This is a genomic window from Haloplanus ruber (assembly GCF_024494725.1).
In the GTDB taxonomy this organism is placed as follows: domain Archaea; phylum Halobacteriota; class Halobacteria; order Halobacteriales; family Haloferacaceae; genus Haloplanus; species Haloplanus ruber.
In genome coordinates, this window is sequence record NZ_JANHDK010000001.1 from 529409 (window position 1) to 549025 (window position 19617).

At 67.8% G+C, this 19617-nt stretch carries 17 protein-coding genes and 2 tRNA genes; 11 read left to right on the forward strand and 8 right to left on the reverse strand.

All coding sequences use genetic code 11. The annotated features are described in order from the left end of the window. The first annotated feature begins 82 nt into the window (after nucleotides 1–82). Nucleotides 83–280: a DUF8029 family protein gene (locus tag NO878_RS02855; RefSeq protein WP_256404447.1), complete on the forward strand. Its 198-nt coding sequence runs from the start codon at nucleotides 83–85 to the stop codon at nucleotides 278–280. Here NO878_RS02855 and trpG read toward each other — a convergent pair. The 4 genes from trpG to trpD are packed head-to-tail and all read right to left on the reverse strand — an operon-like array spanning nucleotide 277 to nucleotide 4164. Next, nucleotides 277–912, reverse strand: coding sequence for an anthranilate synthase component II (gene trpG, locus NO878_RS02860; protein WP_256404448.1), 636 nt, complete (start codon nucleotides 910–912; stop codon nucleotides 277–279). The genes NO878_RS02855 and trpG overlap by 4 nt on opposite strands. Continuing rightward, entirely contained in the window at nucleotides 909–2531 is a 1623-nt protein-coding gene (gene trpE, locus NO878_RS02865) for an anthranilate synthase component I (RefSeq protein ID WP_256404449.1), read from the reverse strand. The genes trpG and trpE overlap by 4 nt, the downstream gene beginning before the upstream one ends. Further along, nucleotides 2528–3169, reverse strand: a complete 642-nt coding sequence (locus NO878_RS02870; RefSeq protein WP_256404450.1) for a phosphoribosylanthranilate isomerase — start codon at nucleotides 3167–3169, stop codon at nucleotides 2528–2530. The genes trpE and NO878_RS02870 overlap by 4 nt, the downstream gene beginning before the upstream one ends. Beyond that, a complete protein-coding gene (trpD, locus tag NO878_RS02875; protein WP_256404451.1) occupies nucleotides 3169–4164 on the reverse strand; it encodes an anthranilate phosphoribosyltransferase in 996 nt (331 codons plus the stop codon). The genes NO878_RS02870 and trpD overlap by 1 nt, the downstream gene beginning before the upstream one ends. A 246-nt stretch (nucleotides 4165–4410) precedes the next feature. Here trpD and NO878_RS02880 point away from each other — a divergent pair. The 3 genes from NO878_RS02880 (at nucleotide 4411) to NO878_RS02890 (ending at nucleotide 7131) form a co-directional block, all read left to right on the forward strand. Beyond that, nucleotides 4411–4485: transfer RNA gene (locus tag NO878_RS02880), tRNA-Val, on the forward strand. A gap of 139 nt (nucleotides 4486–4624) precedes the next feature. Then, nucleotides 4625–5866 (forward strand): MFS transporter, encoded by a 1242-nt coding sequence (locus tag NO878_RS02885; RefSeq protein ID WP_256404452.1) that lies wholly within the window; start codon nucleotides 4625–4627, stop codon nucleotides 5864–5866. Between the two features lie 119 nt (nucleotides 5867–5985). Beyond that, nucleotides 5986–7131: a CBS domain-containing protein gene (locus NO878_RS02890; RefSeq protein WP_256404453.1), complete on the forward strand. Its 1146-nt coding sequence runs from the start codon at nucleotides 5986–5988 to the stop codon at nucleotides 7129–7131. Here NO878_RS02890 and radB read toward each other — a convergent pair. Next, a complete protein-coding gene (gene radB / locus NO878_RS02895; protein ID WP_379823834.1) occupies nucleotides 7126–7845 on the reverse strand; it encodes a DNA repair and recombination protein RadB in 720 nt (239 codons plus the stop codon). The genes NO878_RS02890 and radB overlap by 6 nt on opposite strands. Before the next feature lie 85 nt (nucleotides 7846–7930). Here radB and NO878_RS02900 point away from each other — a divergent pair, with 85 nt between their 5' ends. Further along, nucleotides 7931–8659, forward strand: coding sequence for a hypothetical protein (locus NO878_RS02900; protein ID WP_256404455.1), 729 nt, complete (start codon nucleotides 7931–7933; stop codon nucleotides 8657–8659). Nucleotides 8660–8826: 167 nt separating this feature from the next. Here the strand turns inward: NO878_RS02900 and larC are convergent, their stop codons facing one another. Continuing rightward, nucleotides 8827–10107 (reverse strand): nickel pincer cofactor biosynthesis protein LarC, encoded by a 1281-nt coding sequence (gene larC, locus NO878_RS02905; RefSeq protein ID WP_256404456.1) that lies wholly within the window; start codon nucleotides 10105–10107, stop codon nucleotides 8827–8829. Nucleotides 10108–10292: 185 nt separating this feature from the next. On the opposite strand from larC, the gene NO878_RS02910 reads away from it, so the two are divergent. The 3 genes from NO878_RS02910 to NO878_RS02920 all read left to right on the forward strand — a co-directional run bounded on the left by NO878_RS02910 (nucleotide 10293) and on the right by NO878_RS02920 (nucleotide 14434). Continuing rightward, nucleotides 10293–12521: a CDC48 family AAA ATPase gene (locus NO878_RS02910; protein WP_256404457.1), complete on the forward strand. Its 2229-nt coding sequence runs from the start codon at nucleotides 10293–10295 to the stop codon at nucleotides 12519–12521. A 43-nt stretch (nucleotides 12522–12564) separates the two neighbouring features. After that, nucleotides 12565–14256, forward strand: a complete 1692-nt coding sequence (locus NO878_RS02915) for a histidine kinase N-terminal 7TM domain-containing protein (RefSeq protein ID WP_256404458.1) — start codon at nucleotides 12565–12567, stop codon at nucleotides 14254–14256. A gap of 61 nt (nucleotides 14257–14317) precedes the next feature. Further along, a tRNA-OTHER gene (locus tag NO878_RS02920) sits at nucleotides 14318–14434 on the forward strand. 9 nt (nucleotides 14435–14443) lie between these two features. On the opposite strand, the gene NO878_RS02925 is transcribed toward NO878_RS02920, so the two are convergent. Together NO878_RS02925 and purB are read right to left on the reverse strand one after the other, a co-directional pair. After that, nucleotides 14444–14602: a DUF7563 family protein gene (locus NO878_RS02925; RefSeq protein WP_256404459.1), complete on the reverse strand. Its 159-nt coding sequence runs from the start codon at nucleotides 14600–14602 to the stop codon at nucleotides 14444–14446. Nucleotides 14603–14661: 59 nt separating this feature from the next. Further along, nucleotides 14662–16044 (reverse strand): adenylosuccinate lyase, encoded by a 1383-nt coding sequence (gene purB, locus NO878_RS02930; RefSeq protein ID WP_256404460.1) that lies wholly within the window; start codon nucleotides 16042–16044, stop codon nucleotides 14662–14664. A gap of 92 nt (nucleotides 16045–16136) precedes the next feature. Here purB and purN point away from each other — a divergent pair, with 92 nt between their 5' ends. The 3 genes from purN (at nucleotide 16137) to purE (ending at nucleotide 19601) form a co-directional block, all read left to right on the forward strand. Then, on the forward strand, nucleotides 16137–17717 hold the full coding sequence (purN, locus tag NO878_RS02935; RefSeq protein ID WP_256404461.1) for a phosphoribosylglycinamide formyltransferase: 1581 nt from the start codon (nucleotides 16137–16139) through the stop codon (nucleotides 17715–17717). Nucleotides 17718–17823: 106 nt separating this feature from the next. Next, a complete protein-coding gene (locus tag NO878_RS02940) occupies nucleotides 17824–18990 on the forward strand; it encodes a 5-(carboxyamino)imidazole ribonucleotide synthase (protein WP_256404462.1) in 1167 nt (388 codons plus the stop codon). Then, complete coding sequence (gene purE / locus NO878_RS02945) at nucleotides 18987–19601, forward strand: 5-(carboxyamino)imidazole ribonucleotide mutase (protein ID WP_256404463.1); 615 nt, start codon at nucleotides 18987–18989, stop codon at nucleotides 19599–19601. Before NO878_RS02940 ends, purE begins: the two co-directional genes overlap by 4 nt. The last annotated feature ends 16 nt before the right edge of the window (nucleotides 19602–19617 follow it).

The following is a 19617-nucleotide window of genomic DNA, read 5'->3' on the forward strand; positions in this document are numbered from 1 at the left end:
CCGAAATTTGATATCGAAGATCGCCGGACGGGACGAAGCGACGCCCACAGACTTATGCACCCGCTGTGAGTCGGTGTCGAATATGTCGATCACCCCGCAGGTAGCGCTTCAACTGGGCGGTGTTCTCGGCGAACCCCTCGGACAACTCCTCGTGGCCATCGTCGCCGTCGGCGTCGTCGTCCTGATCGGTCGCGTCCTGTTGAAAGTCGCCTGGCGTCTGGTGACCATCGCCGCAGTCGTCGTCGGTGTGCTTCTCCTCGTCTCGCTGTTCTTGCTTTAGGCCGTCGCGTCCGGTCGCCCGGCCACGCGAAGGAAGTTATCGATCACGTCGTGACCGGCCGCGGTCAGCACGCTCTCGGGGTGGAACTGGACACACTCGATGGGGTGCTCGCGGTGGCGAATTCCCATGACGAGGTCGTGGTCGACGCCCTCGGCGTCGGCGTGGGTCGTCGTCGCCGACACCGCGAAGCAGTCGGGAATCGCCGTCGCCACAAGCGAGTGATAGCGCCCGGCACGAAAGCCCTGATCGAGGCCGGCGAAGACGCCCTCCCCGTCGTGGTCGACGGGGTAGGCCTTGCCGTGGATTGGGTCCGGTGCGTGCCCGACCGTCCCGCCGTAGGCGTACACTGCCGCTTCGAGGCCGAGACAGACACCCAGTGTCGGCACGTCCGGGCTCACCTCCCGGAGGACCGCGTTCGTCACGCCCACGTCGCGGTCGTTTTTCGGGTGGCCGGGGCCGGGACTGATGACGATTGCGTCGGGCGCGACGGCGCGCACCTCGTCGAGGGTGGCGGTGTTTTTCAACACCTCGACGGTGATCGGCTCGCCCGTCGCCGGGTCGGGGTGATCGGAGATGTACTCGACGAGGTTGTAGGTAAACGAGTCGAAGTTGTCGATCACGAGCACCTTCATCGGCGCACCCCCGGTGCCGTCGTCTCGATGCGTTCGAGTGCGTCGAGGACGCCACCCATCTTCTGTTCGGTCTCCTCGTACTCGCTTGCCGGATCGCTGTCGGCGACGATACCCGCCCCCGCCTGGACGGTGATCCGATCTTCCGTCCCGTGTTCGACCGTCGCGGTCCGGATGACGATGGCGAACTCGGCGTCGCCGGACCACGAGTAGTAGCCGACACCGCCGCCGTAGACGCCGCGGGCGTCGCGTTCGAGTTCGTCGATGATCTCCATGGCTCGCACCTTCGGCGCGCCGGTGAGCGTCCCGGCGGGGAACGTCGCACGCGTGGCGTCGAAGGCGTCGAACGGCGGCGACCGCTCGCCGCCCGCCCCCGGGTCGTCGCCCGTCGCGAGCGTTCCCGTCACCGTCGACTCGATGTGCTGGACGTGAGAGTATTTGAGGACGTTCATGAACTCCTCGACACGGACCGTTCCCGGCTCCGAGACGCGGCGCACGTCGTTGCGCGCTAGGTCGACGAGCATCGTGTGCTCGGCGCGTTCCTTGCCGTCGGCGAGCATCTCGCCGGCGAGGCGCCGGTCCTCGACCGGACCCGATCCGCGGGGGCAGGTGCCGGCGATGGGGTTCGAGACGACTCGGCGGCCCTGTACCGACACCAGCGTTTCGGGGCTGGCGCCGACAATAGAGCGGTCGCCGTGGCCCAGGAGATACATGTACGGTGAGGGGTTGACCGCGCGGAGCGACTCGTAGAGTCCCAGGGGGTCGACCTCGCCGGTCAGTTCGCGCTTCCGGGAGATAACGCCCTGGTAGATGTCGCCGTCGAGAACGTGTTCCTTGGCGCGAGCCACTGCGTCCTCGTACGCCTCGCGTGGCCCCGCCGTCTCACCGGTCTTTGCGAACCCGCCCGTCTCGGGTGCGTCGTGGGCCGCCAAGGTCTGCTCGACTGCCTCGGCCTCGTCGCTGAGACGGTCGTGGACGGCACCGGGATCGGCCTCCGGGTCGACGACCGGGGTACAGACGAGTTCGACCGTCCCCTCGGCGTGGTCGAAGGCGAGGGTTCGCGTCGTCAGGACGAACTCCGCGTCGGGGACGACGGGGTCGGGGCGTTCGACGCCCACCTCATCCAGCCAGAGATCGTAGACGGCGTCGTATGCGAGAAAGCCGACCAGCCCACCGTCGAGGTGCTGGCGGTCGGCGGTCGGGAAGCCGACGCGGTCGAGATCCGGGAGCGCCGTCCGGAGGGCGTCGAGAACGTCGGCGTCCCCACCGTCGTCGAGTCCCGCCCGCTTGGCGAGTAGGTCGGCCGCCGGCCCGCCGAGCGATTCGACGCTCACGTCGGTTCCGGTGACCGAGACGACGGCATCGGGGTCGTAGCCGACGAAGGAGTACCGGGCGTGTCGGTCGGTCCCCTCGCCGGAGGTGAAGGCGTCTTCGGGGTCGCTGGAGGGAGTCTTCTCCGCGCTCTCCAGCAGAAACCCGTAGTCACTTCGGTCGTCGAGGGCAGCGTAGGCCGACAGCGGCGTCGTCTCGACGTCGAGCGTGAGGGCGAGGCGGGCGACGGCCGGGGCCGTCCGGCCGGCGAGGGCGTCGGCGAACTTCGCCCGATCCGTCTCGGGCGTCACACCGACACCCCCACGTCGGCGTTGCGAACGAAGGCCTTGACCGCCTCGTGGTTCTTCTCGCCACCGCGGCGTTCGACACCGCTGGAGACGTCGACCGCGTACGGCCCGACTGTCCGCGCCGCCTCGGCGACGTTTTCGGGGGTCAGCCCGCCCGCGAGAACCAGCGGCGTCGAGAGGTCGTCGACCAGGTCGGCGGCGGCGTCCCAATCGTGAGTCTCCCCGGTCCCACCGGCGCCCGACTCGGTCGTCGAGTCGACCAACACGGCGTCGGCGACGCCGTCGTACTCGCGGGCGCGGTCGGTCTCGGCCGCATCGACAGTCATGATCACGTCGGCGCGGGCTTCTCGGCGGACGTACCGAACGTCCGCGGCGTCGAACTCGCCGTGGAGTTGGATCGCGTCGGGCGCGACGGCGCCGGCGAGTTCGACCGCACGGGCGGGCGTCTCGGGCATCGACACCAGCACGGTCGAGAGGAAGGGTGGTGCGGCGGCGACCAGATCGGCCGCGCGGTCGGGGGCGACCTCCCGGGGTGTGTCGACGCTCACCTCAGTGATGAACCCCACCGCGGCGGCGCCGGCCTCGGAGACTGCCCGCAGATCCGCCTCGTTGGTGACGCCACAGATTTTCGTCCGGACCATCACGCACCCCGCAGCTCGTCGAGTTTGGCGGTGGCGGCGCCGGAGTCGATAGCTTCGCGGGCCGCGTCGACGCCCCTGGGCAGATCGTCGGCGATGCCGGCGACATAGAGGGCTGCGCCCGCGTTCGCGAGGATGATATCACGTTTCGGCCCCGTCACGTCACCGGCGACGATGCCACGGAGATCGGCGGCGTTGGCCTCCGGGTCACCGCCGGCGACGGCCTCGACGGGTGCCCGCTCCAGACCCAGGTCGGCCGGCGTCAGGGTGTACTCCGTCACCGCGTCGCCGTCGACTTCGGCGACGGTCGTGGCGTCGTGGATGGCGATTTCGTCCATCCCGGCGCCGTGAACCACCATCGCTCGTTCGACGTCCATGTGGGCGAGTGCGCGGGCGAGGATGGACACGAGTTGTGGATCGTAGACCCCGATCACCTGCGCGTCGGCGCCGGCGGGATTGGTCAGCGGCCCGAGAACGTTGAACACCGTCCGCATGCCGAGTTCCTTCCGCGGGCCGATGACGGCCTTCATCGCCGGGTGGAAGACCGGTGCGAGCATGAAGCCGATACCGTCGCGCTCGATGGCGTCTTCGACCGCCGGCGGTTCGGCTTCGACGTCCACCCCCGCGACCTCTAAGACGTCCGCGCTGCCGGAGGTAGAGGAGACGGAGTAGTTGCCGTGCTTGGCGACGGCGGCGCCGGCCCCTGCGGCGACGATGGCGCTCGTCGTCGAGACGTTGATCGTGTCGTAGTCGTCGCCGCCGGTCCCGCAGGTGTCGACCAGCGGCGACCGGTCGGGGGAGATGGTCCGGGCGGCGTCGCGCATCCCGTTCGCGAACCCCGCAATCTCCGTTTCTGTCTCGCCTTTCGCCCTGAGAGCCGCGAGTAGCGCCCCGATTTGGGCGTCCGTCGCTTCCTCAAAGACGGCCCGGGCTGCGTCCCGTGCCTCCTCGCCGCTCAGATCCTCGCCGTCGGTGACGCGCTCAATATAGTCCTGCATGGATGAACACCAGTGTATTAGTTCGGGTTACGATGAACAAATCTATACATCTTCATAAACCTATCGTCCGGCGGTTGCCGGCGGAAGGGAGCTACAGAGGCAATCTCACGGAGTGAGTCGGTCGATCCGCGCCGGCCCCGACGCCGGCGTATAATTCCCTCGAAATCGCCCCGCCGGCTGGCGTTCCGAAAGGTTCAATTACCGGCCACCGGTACGTAGTGATGCGACGAAACGCACGCACTGTCCGGGTTGGTGGTCTAGTCCGGTTATGACACCTCCTTGACATGGAGGAGGCCGGCGGTTCAATTCCGCCCCAACCCACTTTCGTTTTCTACCGGCGAGTTGCATCGCCGGAGGCCGCCAGTGTGCAATACCCTCTTCTGAGCAACGCACAGCGACGAACGTGCCGTGCCCATGCGGTAACCGGTAGGATTATTCTCGGACTCGGGCAAGTAGTCCTGTGTTGGATGGACTGGTCGGTGACGGTGGCCTCGCCGAGGGGTCGGTCTGGCGGGTCACGACTCTCGTGGTTGCCTGGTTGCTGCTCCTGGCCGTCGGTGCGTATCTGATCACTCCGGCCAGTCTCCTCACGGTGGTGATGGCCGACCTCGGTGTCACCGAGACCACGGCCGCTGCGCTCGTCTCGATGCCACAGGTCACCGCGACGGTGATCGGGATTCCCGTCGGCCTCTATCTCGACCGTATCGACACGCGCGCGGCGGTTCCGGCCGCCGCGGCCGTCCTCTTCGTCGGCAGTCTCGGCGACTGGTTCGCCGCAAGCGAGAGAATCGTGCCGCTGTTGATCGCGTCACGGCTGTTCGCCGGTATCGGGATGTTCGTCCTGTGGGTGGTCAGTATCAACACCGCGTCGAGCACGTTCCCGCCGGACAGGCGAGCGACGGCGACGTCAGTGATCATCTCGGGCTACCCTGCCGGATACGCGCTCGGGCAACTCGGTGCGCCACGGCTCGCCGGGGTCATCGACTGGCCGGGGGTGTTCCCCGTCTTCGGCGGCGCGGCGCTGCTGTTGTCGCTCGCACTCTACGCCGTGGTCGGACGGTTCTCGCGGTCCCGGGCGTCGACGGCCCCGATATCGGTGAGCGGGTTCAAGCGCGTGCTAAGGAATCGGAACGTGTGGATGGTCGTCGCCGTGACGATTCTCGGCTACTCGCTGTATATGGTGTTCAACTCGTGGATGCCGACGTACATCACGGGTCGGTTCGGTGTTTCGCTGGCGGAGAGTGGGGCGTTCGTCGCGCTGTTTCCCGCGGTCGGGGTCCTCGCTCGACCCACCGGCGGGTGGCTCTCGGATCGACTGTTGGCCCGACGACGGCGGCCCGTGTTCGCCACCTCGTTCGTCGGGGCAACCGTGTTGGCGGTCGCCATGTTCTACAGCACGACGATTGCGGCGCTGGTCGCGATGCTGGTTCTCGCCGGCGTGTTCATCCAACTTCAGATCGGACTCATGTACCAGTCGATCCAGGAGTTCGTCGAGCCCAGCGCCGCCGGGACGGCCGTCTCACTCGCGAGTGTTGCCGGGTGGCTGGGGTCGTTTCTCGCACCTGTGTTGGCCGGGGAACTGGTCGCCACCACCGGCACCTACGGCGTCCTGTTTGCTCTTGCGGTCGGCCTCGGCGTGACGGGTGCGCTCACTGTCTGGCGGATGGCCGAGTCCGGCGGGTCGCCGTCGCCCACACACTAGTTGCGTAGGGAACGACCTCATAGCCTCGATACGAGTGACATCGTGAGTGACGACACCGTCTGTCAGGGTTTCACACTAAAGAAACAACTTTCAAGCCACCGGATGATCCACGTGTAGCTATGGATATCTCCGATATTGCCACTCCCGAATACATCGAAGTCGACGCGGGCGAACGCCTAGGGAAGGTCCGTTCGATCTTCGAGCGCGAGAACCCCAAGGGACTCATCGTCACTCGGGACGGCGAGTACGCCGGCGTCATCGGCGAACGCGACTTGGTCCGCTCCCGGATCGAGGACGACACCAAAGCCGACGTGCTGATGAAGTCCGCGCCGCAGGTCGACCGCACGGAGGACGTCCGGGAGGTCGCCCGGGTGCTCGTCGAGGGGGGTACCAAGGTGGCGCCCGTCTACGAGGGCGAGAAGCTTTGGGGAATCATCACGGCCGACGCCATTCTGGAGGCGGTCCTCGACAGCCTCGACGCGCTGACCGTCGAGCAGATTCAGACCGACGACGTGATGACCATCGGCGAGAAGGCCCACGTCGGCCAAGCAATCAACCGACTGCGCGAACACGGCATCTCGCGCCTGCCCGTCGTCGACGACGAGAACTCGCTCGCCGGCGTGTTGACCACGCACGACATCGTCGATTTCGTCGTTCGCGACGCCGACCGGCAGGGTCGCGGTGACCGCCGCGGTGACCTCGACCGGATGCTCGATCTGCCCGTCTACGACCTGATGACCAGTCCGGTGCTGACGACGACCGCCGACGAAACCGTCGAAGACGCCGTGCGGACGATGCTCGACAACGACGTGTCCGGCCTGGTGGTCACGCCGACCGAGGCGGACGACGAGACCGTGGCGGGCGTGCTCACCAAGACCGACGTGCTTCGTGCGCTCACCTTCACCGAGGAGGGACAGATGGACGTCCAGATCACCAACGTCGCTCTGCTCGACACCATCACCCGCGAGGAGATTGTCGAGGGCATCACCGACGTGGCGGACAAGTACCAGAAGATGCAGGTCCACCACGCGCACGTGCGCTTCCACGAGCACAAGGAGAAACTCCGCGGGACGCCGCTGATTCAGTGTCAGATCCGCCTGCGGACCAATCACGGGCAGATCGCCGGCTCCGGCGAGGGGTACGGCGCCGACCACGCCTTCCACGTCGCCGCCGACACGCTCGAGCGCAACGTCCTCGAACTCAAGGGACTCCGGGCCGACGAGCAGTACCGCGGCCAGTTGCTCCGGAAACTCGGCGAGCTATAGGCTTTCCTCGCCCGCGGCCAGTCCGTCGCCGGTGATGCGGAAGGTTGCGGTTTCGCCGGCGGGCTTCGACCGGTGTTTCTCCAGCGTCGCCCGACGGTTGCCGCCGCGGAACCGATCTAGGCGGACGACCGTCCCCGTCCAGTGGTTGAGCGTGTGCCCGCCGAGCGCCCGCGTTCGGTCGGCCTCGGGGTCGGTGAACACCTGATTGGTGACGACGACAGCGAGGTTGTGTTTTCTCGCGAGCGACAGCAGGTGGGTCACCTGCCGGCCCACTCGCCGGAGCGTCTCGCCCTTGTCGTCGTCGCGGCGCTCGAGCCGGTAAAATCCCGTTGCGCTGTCGAGGACGACCAACTCCGCGCGCGGTGCGAAGTCGGCGGCGTCGCGGACGGCTTCCTCCTGTTCGGCGAAGTCGTGGACCTCGGTGACGACGATGCGGGAGGTGATCGCCTCCAGGTCCGCGTCGTCCTCGGCCACGCCCGCCGCGAGCTGTCGGAACCGCTCGACCGACAGTCCCTCGGTGTCGATGTACACCGCGGTCCCGCCGGTGGCAGCGGCCTGGACGGCCGCCGACAGCGAGAGGTTCGTCTTGCCGGCGGCCGGCGGCCCGTACAACTGGGTGACGGTGCCGCGCTCGAAGCCGCCGCCCAGGAGGTCATCGAGCGGGGGGCAGCCGGTCGGAACTGGCGCTGGCGCTGACTCGGACACACTCCCCATGGGTCGTTCCGTGGCATAAACCCTCGACACCGCGGCGCGGGTGGGACCGCGACACGTTTTACCACCGCGGCGTCGAAGGTCGGTTGTGATCGTCGTCGCCACCGCGGACTTCGAACTGTACCACGAGGTCGTCGACCTCCTCCGGGAGCGCGGCGTGGCGTTCACCACGGTCGAACCCGACGCCGACCTCCCCGACGCGGCGTCGGTCGTCGTCACGGCGCCGGACGACACGGTCGACCTCGGCGACGACGCCGAGCACGTCACCGCGACGGCCGAGGAGGCCAGACGCGCCGTCGACGAGGCACTCGCGCTCTTGCGCGGCGGCGAGGGCCGAACGGTCGTCGGGGTCGATCCCGGCACCCGTCCGGGCATCGCCGTCCTCGCCGGCGAGACGGTCGTCGCCGCCTTCCACGTCCCCCTCTCGGACGCCGTGAGCGTGATCCGCCGGGAGGTCGCGGACGCGGTCGATCCGCTGGTCCGGATCGGCGACGGCGCTCGCATCCAAGGCGCCCGACTCGTCGACGACCTCGACGAGGTGACGGTGGAACTCGTCGACGAGACGGGGACGACCCCCTACCTCGGGACCGGCGCTCGGGGGATGGGCGACGTCCTCGCCGCGGTCAACATCGCTCGCTTGGAGGGCGAACGGGTCGACTCCCGAGAGATCGAACCCACGGCCGGCGAACTCCAGCGGATCAAGGATCGCTCCCGCCGCATCTCGACCGACGACCGGACCATCGACGACGCGCTCGCCCGCCGGGTCGCCGTCGGCGACTTGACCGTCGAGGAGGCGCTGGACGAACACCGCGGCTAGACGCGCTACCGCCTCTCTCGGGGTCGATCAGTCACCCTGCCTGTCCCATCGTCAGCACCGGTCGCACCGAAGGCATCGGCGCGGGCGAGGCCGGCCGCCCACCACCCGGTGTCCGAAGTGGCACGTGTTCTGTGCGGAGTGCTCGACGCGGCGCGAACCGGTGTCGCTCACCGCTCCCGGATCGCCGCTTCGGCCCGCCGCAACACGGTGCGGACCGGGAGATCGGCCGTGCCGGCGACCGCGAGCGCGTCGTCGTACTCGGCGCTCACGTCGTAGACGGTCCCGTCGGCGTCGGTCGCCACCTTCACACCCACGTCGTATGCGTCGCCGTCCACCTGCAGGGTCGCCGTCTCGAACGTCCGGTCGGCGACCCAGCGGTGCCCGGCGCTCCCCTCACGGACGCCGAGCGTCCCCGTCTCCTCGGCGAGGCGGCGGGCCACCCGCTCGGCGTCCGCCGGGTCGACGACCACCTTGACCAGGTGGCCCGGTCGCGACTTCTTCATCGTCGCCGGCAGGATCGACACATCGAGGGCACCCACCTCGGTGAGTGTCTCCTGAAGCCCGCCGAGAACCTCCGGCGTGGCGTCGTCGAGGCTGGTTTCGAGGACGGTGATCGACTCCTGGCGGAGGCCGCCGCCCCCATCGCCCACGAGTGCCCGGAGGACGTTCGGGTGGTCGGGCACGTCTGCATCCCCAGCACCGTACCCCAGAGAGTCGACGGCGAGGTCGGGGAGTCGCTCAACGCCGTCGGCGAGTTCCGTGAGAATCGCCGCCCCGGTCGGCGTGAGGAGTTCGCGGTCGACGGGACCACCGCGAATCGTCCAGTCGGCGTCGGCGACGAGTTCCGTCACCGCGGGCACCGGAACCGGGTAGACGCCGTGGCTCATGGAGACGGTCCCGCCGCCGACCGCGACGGGCGTCGTCACGATTCGCTCGACGCCGAGGTCGGCGACGAGGAGGCAGACACCCACCACGTCCGCGATGGCGTCGTCGGTCCCCACCTCGTGGAAGTGGGTGTTGTCGAGGTCGGTGCCGTGGACCGCTGCCTCCGCCTCGCCGAGGCGGCGAAAGACCGCGAGAGCGTCGCGCTCGACGGCGGACGGGAGGTGCATCGCCTCGACGACAGTGACGACTTCGGGATACGTGCGAGCGGGACCGGCCCCCTCGGCGTGTGTGTGTGCGTGGCTGTGGTCGTGGCTGTGAGCGTCGTGGTCGTGGTCGTGATCAGTCCGATCCTCTTGCTCCGGGCTACCGTTCCCCTCGTCGAGGAACACGTCGACAGCCGTCGCGTCGATGCCGGCTTTCGTCGTCGACCCCACGCGATAGCGGATGCCGAGTTCCGCCTCGACGGGGTCGAGCGCGGCCGGATCGGCGCCGGCGGCGATCAAGGCTCCGAGGAGCATGTCGCCGCTCGCCCCCATACGGCCGTCGAACGCGAGCGTGTGCATATCCGCTCGCTCGGGTTCGACGGTCAAACGGCTTGCGACCGTTCCGGGATCGGCAAGGGTTTGTACCGTCACGACGTATGCTACAATATGTCACAGTCTGCCGTGAAATCGGCGCCCGAGACCCCGGGTAACAACAAACTTATCCCGCATCATCGCTCAGTCACGACCATCCTCGCGGGTACATCATGAACGAAGTGCAACTCGAAGTGGCGAAAGCGTACCCGAACGACTCGGGACGCGGTATCGCCAGACTGGACCCCGATACGTTGCTTCACCTGAAGCTGTCGCCGGGTGATATCATCGAAATCGAAGGGGCCGAGACAACGGCCGCGAAGGTGTGGCGTGCCGACAGACAGGACTGGAACACGGACACCGTCCGGATCGACGGGTTCACGCGCCAGAACGCCGATGTGGGGATCGGCGAACGCGTCACCATCCGCAAGGCCGAGGCGACGAAAGCCGAGAAACTCGTCCTCGCGCCGCCGGAGGAGGCGAGCGTCCAGTTCGGCTCGGACGCCGCCGGGATGGTCAAACGGCAGATTCTCAAGCGACCGGTGGTCGAACGCGACATCGTCCCCGTCATGTCGAGTACGAACCACCCATTCATGCGGTCGCCAGGGCAGGCCATCCCGCTGATCGCCGTCGAAACCGAGCCGGACGGCGTCTGTTTGGTCACCGAGGACACCGAGGTCGAACTCCGCGAGGAGCCGATTTCGGGGTTCGAGAAGACCGGCGGCGGCATCACGTACGAGGACATCGGCGGCCTGCAAAGCGAGATCCAGCGGGTCCGGGAGATGGTCGAACTCCCGATGAAACACCCGCAGATCTTCAAGAAGTTGGGGATCGAACCCCCGCAGGGTGTCCTTCTGCACGGCCCGCCGGGGACGGGGAAGACCCTCCTCGCCAAGGCCGTCGCCAACGAGACGTCCGCGAGTTTCTTCTCCATCGCGGGCCCGGAGATCATCTCGAAATACTACGGTGAGTCCGAACAGCAGTTGCGCGAAATCTTCGAGGACGCCAAAGACGAGTCGCCGTCGATCATCTTCATCGACGAACTCGACTCCATCGCGCCGAAACGTGAGGACGTGACCGGCGAGGTCGAACGCCGCGTGGTGGCGCAGTTGCTGACGATGATGGACGGACTGGAGACGCGAGGCCAGGTCATCGTCATCGCGGCGACCAACCGCGTCGACAGCGTCGACCCCGCGCTCCGTCGCCCCGGCCGGTTCGACCGCGAGATCGAGATCGGCGTCCCCGACGAAGCGGGGCGCAAGGAGATCCTCCAGATCCACACCCGCGGGATGCCGCTCTCGGACGACGTGAGCCTCGATCACCTCGCCGACGAGACCCACGGCTTCGTCGGTGCCGACATCGAGAGCCTCACAAAGGAAGCCGCGATGAAGGCGCTGCGGCGCTACCTCCCCGAGATTGACTTAGACGAGGAGGACATTCCGCCGAGCCTCATCGACCGCATGATCGTCAAGGACGACGACTTCGGCGGCGCACTCAACGAAGTCGAACCGTCTGCGATGCGGGAGGTGCTGGTCGAACTCCCGAAGATCACGTGGGACGACGTGGGAGGGTTAGAGGAGCCCAAACAGAACGTCAAGGAGGCTGTCGAGTGGCCGCTCTCCTCGCCCGAGAAGTTCGACCGCATGGGGATCGAACCCCCGAAGGGCGTCCTCCTGTACGGGCCACCGGGGACGGGCAAGACGCTGATGGCGAAGGCCGTCGCCAACGAGACCAACGCCAACTTCATCAGCGTGCGCGGCCCGCAACTCCTCTCGAAGTGGGTCGGGGAAAGCGAGAAGGCGATCCGGCAGACCTTCCGGAAGGCCCGGCAGGTGGCGCCGACGGTCATCTTCTTCGACGAACTCGACTCGCTGGCGCCCTCCCGGGGCAACGAGGTCGGCAACAACGTCTCCGAGCGTGTCGTCAACCAACTCCTGACGGAACTCGACGGGTTAGAGGAGATGGGCAACGTGATGGTCATCGGCGCGACCAACCGACCCGATATGATCGACCCCGCGCTCCTCCGCTCGGGGCGGTTCGACCGCCTCGTGTTCATCGGCGAACCTGAACAGGAGGGTCGTGAGCAGATCCTGAAGATCCACACCCAGGACTCGCCGCTCGCCCCCGACGTGAGCCTGCGCGAAGTCGCGGAGATCACCGACGGCTACGTCGGCTCGGACCTGGAGAGTATCGCCCGCGAGGCGGCGATGGTCGCGCTCCGCGAGGACGACGAAGCCGAGGACGTGGACATGCGCCACTTCCGACAGGCAATGGAGAACGTCCGCCCGACGATCACCGACGAGATCATGGACTACTACGAGCGCATCGAAGAGCAGTTCAAAGGCGGCGGCGGGGAGAGCTTCGCCGAGCGCGGAAGCGGCGGTCGCATCGGCTTCCAGTAATCGCCACGGCAAGCTTATCCCCTCGTCCCGTGTTTCTCTGAACGTGGCTTGGGATCCGACGCTGTACACCGTCGTCGGCATCGCCGCGGCGGCGCTATTTTTCGTCATCGCCGCCGTAGGATGGCGACACCGACCCGAACCCGGAGCTAAGGCGTTTCTCACCCTCATCGCGGCGCTCGGTGCGTGGACACTCGTCTACGCGGTTCAACTCGGGTTCACGACCCTCGACGCGCAACTTGCCTGGCAGCGTGTTGCTTTGGCCGTCGGTGGGCCGGTGCCGACGCTCTGGTTTCTCTTCGCGGTTCAGTACGCCAACCGTGACGCCTGGCTCACCCGCCCGGTGCTGGCGGTTCTCCTCCTCGAGCCGGCGCTTTTCGGCCTGTTGACGCTCACGAACCCGTCTCATAGCCTCGTCTGGCACGAGGCGTCGCTCGTCACCGCTGGCACGCTCCACGCCCTCGATCTGACGTTCGGCCCGGGCTATCTGCTCCACATCGCGTACTCCTACGTCGTGACGCCGGTCGGGTTCGGCGTGCTCACGCTTGCGACGCTCCGGTCGACGCTGTATCGCACCCAGGCTGGATTACTGGTGGTGGGTGCGATTCCGCCGCTGGTCGCGAACGCGACATTCTCGCTCGGACTGCAGTGGGGGTCGCTCCCGCCGGTCGACTTTACGCCGTTCGCGTTCGTGATCACGGGCCCCTGTTTCGGGCTGGCGCTGTTTCGGTTCGACCTGCTGGAACGCGTCCCGGTCGCGAGACGACGGATTGTCGAGGACGCCGATGACGGGTTCGTCGTCCTCGACGAGGACGAACGGATCGTCATGTTCAATCCAACCGTGGCGCGGTTGCTCGACGACCCAGTTGAGGGCCGACCGCTGCAAGACCACCTCCCCGAAGGGAGCGACGTGGCGACACCCACGGCGCTCGACGGGACGACTCTGACGGCCGTCGTCGACCGACAGCAACACGTCTACGACGTGACCTGCTCGACCCTGTTGGACTCTCACGACCGTGTGGTCGGCTACGTCCTCCGGTATCGGGACGTGACGGACCGTCACCGGTACGAGAAGCGTCTGACGATAGCCAACCGGGTGTTGCGGCACAACCTCCGCAACCGGATGAACATCATCTCGGGGTGGGCCAGGGAGCTTCGGACCTACGACGACCCGGACGTCATCGCCGCCAGCGAGCGGATCAGCGCGACGGCCGAGGATCTGATCGAACTGGGATCACAGGTCCGACTGCTAGTCGAGACGGCCGACGACATCGGCGACACGACCGAGCGGGTCGTCCTTCGGGACCACCTCGAACCGGCACTGGACCGCCTGCGCCAGTGTCGTCCCGATGTCGTCGTCGAATCGGACATCCCGTCGTCGACGACGGCAGTCGTTCCGAGCGCAAAACTCCTCGTCATCGCCGTCGAGAACCTACTCCAAAACGCCGTCGAACACAACGACGCCGAACAGCCGTGGGTCTGCTTGTGCGTGGAAGCCGCCGGCGAGGCCACGCACGTCCGGGTGAAGGACAACGGCTCCGGGATTCCCGACGCCGAGCGGGCGGTGTTGCGGCGAGGGAGCGAGACGCCCCTCGAACACGGAAGCGGCCTCGGCTTCTGGCTGGTCCACTGGATCGTCACCGCTGCGGGCGGCGAGGTGTCGTTCGACGGGGACGACACCGAGGGGAGCGTCGTCACCCTCACGCTGCCGTCCGGCACTGCCGACGGAGCGGCGTGAGGATGCGACCGGCGGCGTCCGTGTCGGTGCGTATTAGTGACTCGTCGGCGTACGCCAGCGTGGAAGGGTGGCTCAGTGGTAGAGCACACGCCGTCGCCGTCCGCCGAGGGCGGTCGACGGGGTTGTCGACCATCCGGTCGGCGCGTGGCTTCGCGTGGTTCGACTCCCGCCCCTTCCACTCCGGGGACTAGGAGTTGCGGGGAGAGCGGGCGTCGCGAACGTCGGCGCCGTCACGGACCATATCCTCACAGCGGGGACAGACGCGTGGTTCCTCGACCCCGTTCGGCGTGAACACCCGGGCGTAATCACGAGTGACGAAGGCGCCACAGTTCTGGCACTCGGGCATACCGACGAAAAATCACGTCAGATTTAACATAAGTCTTGGGGCCTCGGTGACCGGGGCGGCTACTCCTCGGCGAGCGACGCCGCCAGCCCCGTGTACCCCGCGGGTGTGAGCGCCCGCAGTTCCGCTCGGACCGACTCCTCGACCTCGAGGTCGTCGAACAGTGTCCGGAAGTCCGCGAGTGTCACGCGCTCGCCGCGGGTCAACTCCTTCACCCGTTCGTAGGCCGCGGTGTCGCCCTCGCGCCGGAGAATCGTCTGGACTGCCTCGCCGATAATCTCGGGGGTCGCCGCCAGTTCCTCGGCCATCACCTGTTCGTTCGGAACGACCTTCCCGAGTCCGGTCTCGGCCTTGCGGTAGCCGATGAGACAGTGAGCGAGCGCCGCGCCCACGTTGCGCTTGACCGTCGAGTCAGAGAGGTCGCGCTGGAGGCGGGAGGTGGTCACGTAGTCAGCGAGGAAGGTCAGGTCCGCGTTGGCCTTCGAGAGGTTTCCTTCGCTGTTCTCGAAGTCGATAGGGTTCACCTTATGTGGCATCGTCGACGACCCCGTCTCGCCCGCGACGGCCTCCTGACCGAGATATCGGTCGGAGACGTAGAGCCACGCGTCCCGATCCAGGTCGAGAAGGACGTCGTTGACGCCGCGGAGCGCGTCGAACAGCGCCGCGAGGTCGTCACAGGGGTTGACCTGCGTCGCGAGCGGCGTGTGGTCTAGGCCAAGGCTGGTGACAAAGTCGCGGGCGAACCCCTGCCAGTCGACGTCCGGGTAGGCAGCGACGTGGGCGGCGTAGGTGCCGGAGGCGCCGGCCAGTTTGCCCGAGAGGTCGTCGGCCGCCGCTCGCACGCGGCCCACCGTCTGCCCGAGACGGGCGGCGTACACCGCCATCTCCTTGCCGAAGGTGGTCGGCGTCGCGGGCTGGCCATGGGTTCGGGCGAGCATCGGTGTGTCGCCGTAGTCGTGAGCCATCGTCGTCAACTCCTCGCGCACGTCTGCGAGTGCGGGGAGCAGCACCGTCTCGATGGCCGGCTTCACCAGCAGTCGGTTCGCGAGGTTGTTCACGTCTTCGCTGGTCAGCCCGAAGTGAATCCAGGGGTGCAGCGACTCGTCGGTGCGGGTCCGGAGGAAATACTCCACGGCCTTCACGTCGTGGTTGGTCGCGGCGTACCCCTCGGCACCCTCGGTCTCAAGGCGCTTGATCAATCGGGCGTCCGCGGCGTCGAACGACTCGTAACAGTCCCGGAGCGTCTCCCGGGTTCCGTCGTCGACGGCGAGAGGGGTCGCGCCGAGGTCGGCGAGTGCGAGCAGATACTCGACTTCGACGCGCACCCGCGCCCGCATGAGTGCCGACTCGCTCGCGTACGGCACGAGAGGTTCGGTGTATCCCGCGTAGCGCCCGTCGAGGGGCGAGACGGCCGCGAGCGGGTCGCTCCGTGGCAGATCGGTCATGTTCGGCACTGCCCGTGGGTGACGCAAAAGCGTACCGGTCCCCTGCCTGAGGAGTCGCAACTGTTTTTCCCACGCGCGGGCCTCCCACGACTATGCTCCGAATCGCGGGTCTCGCGGGTAATCGCGGACGGAACCTGATGCACATCGCGGATCTGGCGCCCGGCGATAGCGAGGTGGCCGTCGTTTGCACCGACGACGGCTCGGCGCCGGTCCTGTCGTCGGCCGCCGACCGGGGAATCCCGACCGAGGTGGTCGAGCGCGGCGACGACGAGTCGCGGGCGGACCACGAGTCGCGGCTTCGCGCCCGCCTCGACGACTACGAGTTCGACCTCGTCTGTATGGACGGCTACATGCGCGTCCTCTCGGAGGACCTGCTCGACGACCTGCCGACGACGCTCAACGTCCACCCGTCGCTTCTCCCCGCCTTCCGCGGCGAGGACGCCCACGAACAGGCGCTCGCGGCGGGCGTCCGCACGACCGGGTGTACCGTCCACGTCGCCACCGCGGAACTCGACGCCGGCCCGATCGTCACCCAGGAGGCGGTGCCGGTCCACGAGGGCGACGACGCCGACGCCCTGAAACGACGAGTTCTCCACGAGGCGGAGTTCAAGGCCTACCCCCGCGCAGTCGAGTGGTTCGCCGAGGGCCGTGTCACTGTCGACGACGACGACGGCGTCACCGTCGAGGGCGACGAGGCGGGGCAGTTCCCGGCCCGCCGTGTCGTCTCCGACGACCGACGGCGAACCCTGCGCTACGGCGAGAACCCGCATCAGGACGCCGCCCTCTACGCCGACGTCGCGAGCGACGAGGCCAGCGTCGTCGGCGCCCCGCAGTTGAACGAGGGCGCCAAGGCGCTGTCGTACAACAACTACAACGACGCCGACGCCGCCCTCGATCTGATCCGGGAGTTCGACGACCCCGCGGCGGCGGTCATCAAACACACCAACCCCGCGGGGTGTGCGACCGCCGACTCGCTCGCGGCGGCCTACGACGACGCGCTTTCGACGGACGCCATGAGCGCCTTCGGCGGCATCGTCGCACTCAACCGCCCCTGTGACGCCGCCACCGCCGACGCCATCGTCGAGTCGTTCAAGGAAGTCGTCGTCGCTCCCGGCTACACCGACGGCGCTCTCGATGTCCTGACCGCAACGGAGAATCTCCGAGTGCTCGACGTGGGGTCGCTCGGCGACCGGACGGCGGCGCTGTCCGAAAAGCCACTGACCGGTGGGCGACTGGTGCAGGAACGCGACGACTGGGCACCGACCCGCGAGGATCTGGAGGTGGTCACCGACCGCGACCCGACCGACGAGGAAGTCGAGACCATGCTGTTCGCGTGGCGCACGCTGAAACACGTCAAGTCGAATGGGATTCTCTTTGCGTCGGGGACCGAGACGGTCGGCATCGGCATGGGGCAGGTCAGCCGAGTCGACGCCGTGCGCTTGGCGGCGATGAAGGCCGACGAACACGCCGAGGGAAAGGACGCCGAGGGCGCGGTGATGGCTTCGGACGCCTTCTTCCCGTTCCCCGACGGCGTGGAGGAGGCCGCCGAGGCAGGGGTCGAAGCCGTGATCCAGCCCGGTGGCTCGGTCAACGACGAGGACGTGATCGCCGCCGCGGACGACCACGACATGGCGATGGCGTTCACCGGGAAGCGGTGTTTCAGACACGACTGACGGGAGTGGTGGAACGTTCGGGACGACCGACCCGAGAGCAGCGGGGACGACCCGACACGCGTCCGGTGTGACAACGTTTAAGCGCGGCTCGGAACCACGGCTAGCCATGTCGATCACCGTTCCAGGCCCGACGCTGGGCGTCGTCGGCGGCGGCCAGCTCGGCCGGATGCTCGCCGAGGCGGCCGCGCCCCTCGGCGTCGAGACTGTCGTCCTCGATCCGACGCCGGACTGCCCGGCCGCGCCCGTCGCGCGCGATCAGATCGTCGGCGACTTCGACGACCCCGAGGCGATTGGCCGACTGGCCGAGCGGACGGACGCTCTGACCTACGAAATCGAACTCGCTGACCCGGATCACCTGGCGAGCGCGAGCGCTGAGGCCGGCGTCCCGGTCCAGCCGGCGCCCGAGACACTACGGACGATTCAGGACAAGTTCGCCGAAAAGGAGATGCTGAGCGCGGCGGGCATCCCCGTCCCCGCCTACCGCCGGGTCGACTCTGTGGCCGATCTGGAGGCTGCCGTCGAGGAGTTCGGCGGCGTCATGCTGAAGGCCCGTGAGGGTGGCTACGACGGCCGCGGCAACGTCCCGGTTCACGCGGCCGACGACGCCGAGAATGCGCTCCGCGAGGCCGTTGGAACGGCCGAGAACCCGGCCGCCCTCGCCGAGACCCTCGTCGACTTCGAGCGCGAGGTTTCCGTGATCGGCGTCCAGGGCGACGGCGAGGTGCGGACCTTCCCCGTCGGCGAGAACGTCCACGAGGCGGAGATTCTGCGGGAGACGGTCGTCCCCGCGCGCACGAGCGACGCGGTGAAAGAGCGCGCCCAAGCCGTCGCTCGCGACGTTCTCGACGCCCTCGACGGTCGCGGCGTGTTCGGGATCGAACTGTTCGAGACGGACGGCGAGATCCTGGTCAACGAAATCGCGCCCCGCCCGCACAACTCCGGACACTGGAGCATCGAGGGCGCGGTCACCTCGCAGTTCGAACAGCACGCCCGCGCGGTGCTCGGGTGGCCGCTGGGGTCGACCCGACAGCGGGCCCCGACCGTGAGCGCGAACGTCCTCGGCACCACCGACGAGGAGCGCCCCGCCGAACTCGCGGACGTCGAGGCGGTCCTCTCCCACGAGGCGGCGCACCTGCACTGGTACGGCAAAGATCAGGTGCGGCCGCTCCGAAAGATGGGCCACGTGACACTCACCGACGAGGGCGGCGACACGACCCGTGACGATCTGCTCGCATCGGCACGCGAACTGCGCGACGACCTCACCTTCCGATGACCGGAATCGACGACCTCATCGACGATCTGCACGCACAGGCCGCGGCCGACCGCGACTCCGAGACGACCCCCGAAGTCGGGATTATCATGGGGTCAGACTCCGATCTCGACACCATGGCCGGGGCCTACGATGCCCTGCAGGAACTGGGATTCGCAGAGCAGACCAACTACGACGACCCGCCAGAGGCCCGCTTTACCTTCGAGAGCTACGTCGTCTCCGCACACCGCACACCGGACCTGATGTACGCCTACGGCGAGACGGCCGCCGACCGCGGTCTCGACGTGATCATCGCGGGCGCGGGCGGGAAGTCCGCGGACCTGCCGAACATGACCGCGTCCATCGCGTACCCGCTGCCGGTGATCGGCGTGCCGGTCCAGGAGAAGTCGGTGGATTCGGTGATCGGGATGCCGACGGGCGCGCCCATCGTCGCCGTCGACGCCGGGAAGTCCTACAACGCGGCGCTGTCGGCGGTTCAGATCCTCGCGCGCGAACACGCGGACCTGATCGAACGCCTCGAAACCGAACACGACGACCTGCGGTCGGGCGTGGCCGAGGTTTCGCGGGGCCTCCACGACCGGGGGATCGACGGGTTCCGGAATCGCCACGAATAGGCCGACGCGGCCGCCG

Coding starts and splice junctions, on each gene's coding strand:
- NO878_RS02910 (WP_256404457.1), top strand. CDS start 10,293: ATGAACGAAGTGCAACTCGAAGTGGCGAAAGCGTACCCGAACGACTCG.
- larC (WP_256404456.1), bottom strand. CDS start 10,107: ATGCACACGCTCGCGTTCGACGGCCGTATGGGGGCGAGCGGCGACATG.
- NO878_RS02940 (WP_256404462.1), top strand. CDS start 17,824: ATGTCGATCACCGTTCCAGGCCCGACGCTGGGCGTCGTCGGCGGCGGC.
- purB (WP_256404460.1), bottom strand. CDS start 16,044: ATGACCGATCTGCCACGGAGCGACCCGCTCGCGGCCGTCTCGCCCCTC.
- purE (WP_256404463.1), top strand. CDS start 18,987: ATGACCGGAATCGACGACCTCATCGACGATCTGCACGCACAGGCCGCG.
- radB (WP_379823834.1), bottom strand. CDS start 7,845: ATGGGGAGTGTGTCCGAGTCAGCGCCAGCGCCAGTTCCGACCGGCTGC.
- purN (WP_256404461.1), top strand. CDS start 16,137: ATGCTCCGAATCGCGGGTCTCGCGGGTAATCGCGGACGGAACCTGATG.
- trpD (WP_256404451.1), bottom strand. CDS start 4,164: ATGCAGGACTATATTGAGCGCGTCACCGACGGCGAGGATCTGAGCGGC.
- NO878_RS02855 (WP_256404447.1), top strand. CDS start 83: ATGTCGATCACCCCGCAGGTAGCGCTTCAACTGGGCGGTGTTCTCGGC.
- NO878_RS02870 (WP_256404450.1), bottom strand. CDS start 3,169: ATGGTCCGGACGAAAATCTGTGGCGTCACCAACGAGGCGGATCTGCGG.
- trpG (WP_256404448.1), bottom strand. CDS start 912: ATGAAGGTGCTCGTGATCGACAACTTCGACTCGTTTACCTACAACCTC.
- NO878_RS02925 (WP_256404459.1), bottom strand. CDS start 14,602: ATGCCCGAGTGCCAGAACTGTGGCGCCTTCGTCACTCGTGATTACGCC.
- NO878_RS02890 (WP_256404453.1), top strand. CDS start 5,986: ATGGATATCTCCGATATTGCCACTCCCGAATACATCGAAGTCGACGCG.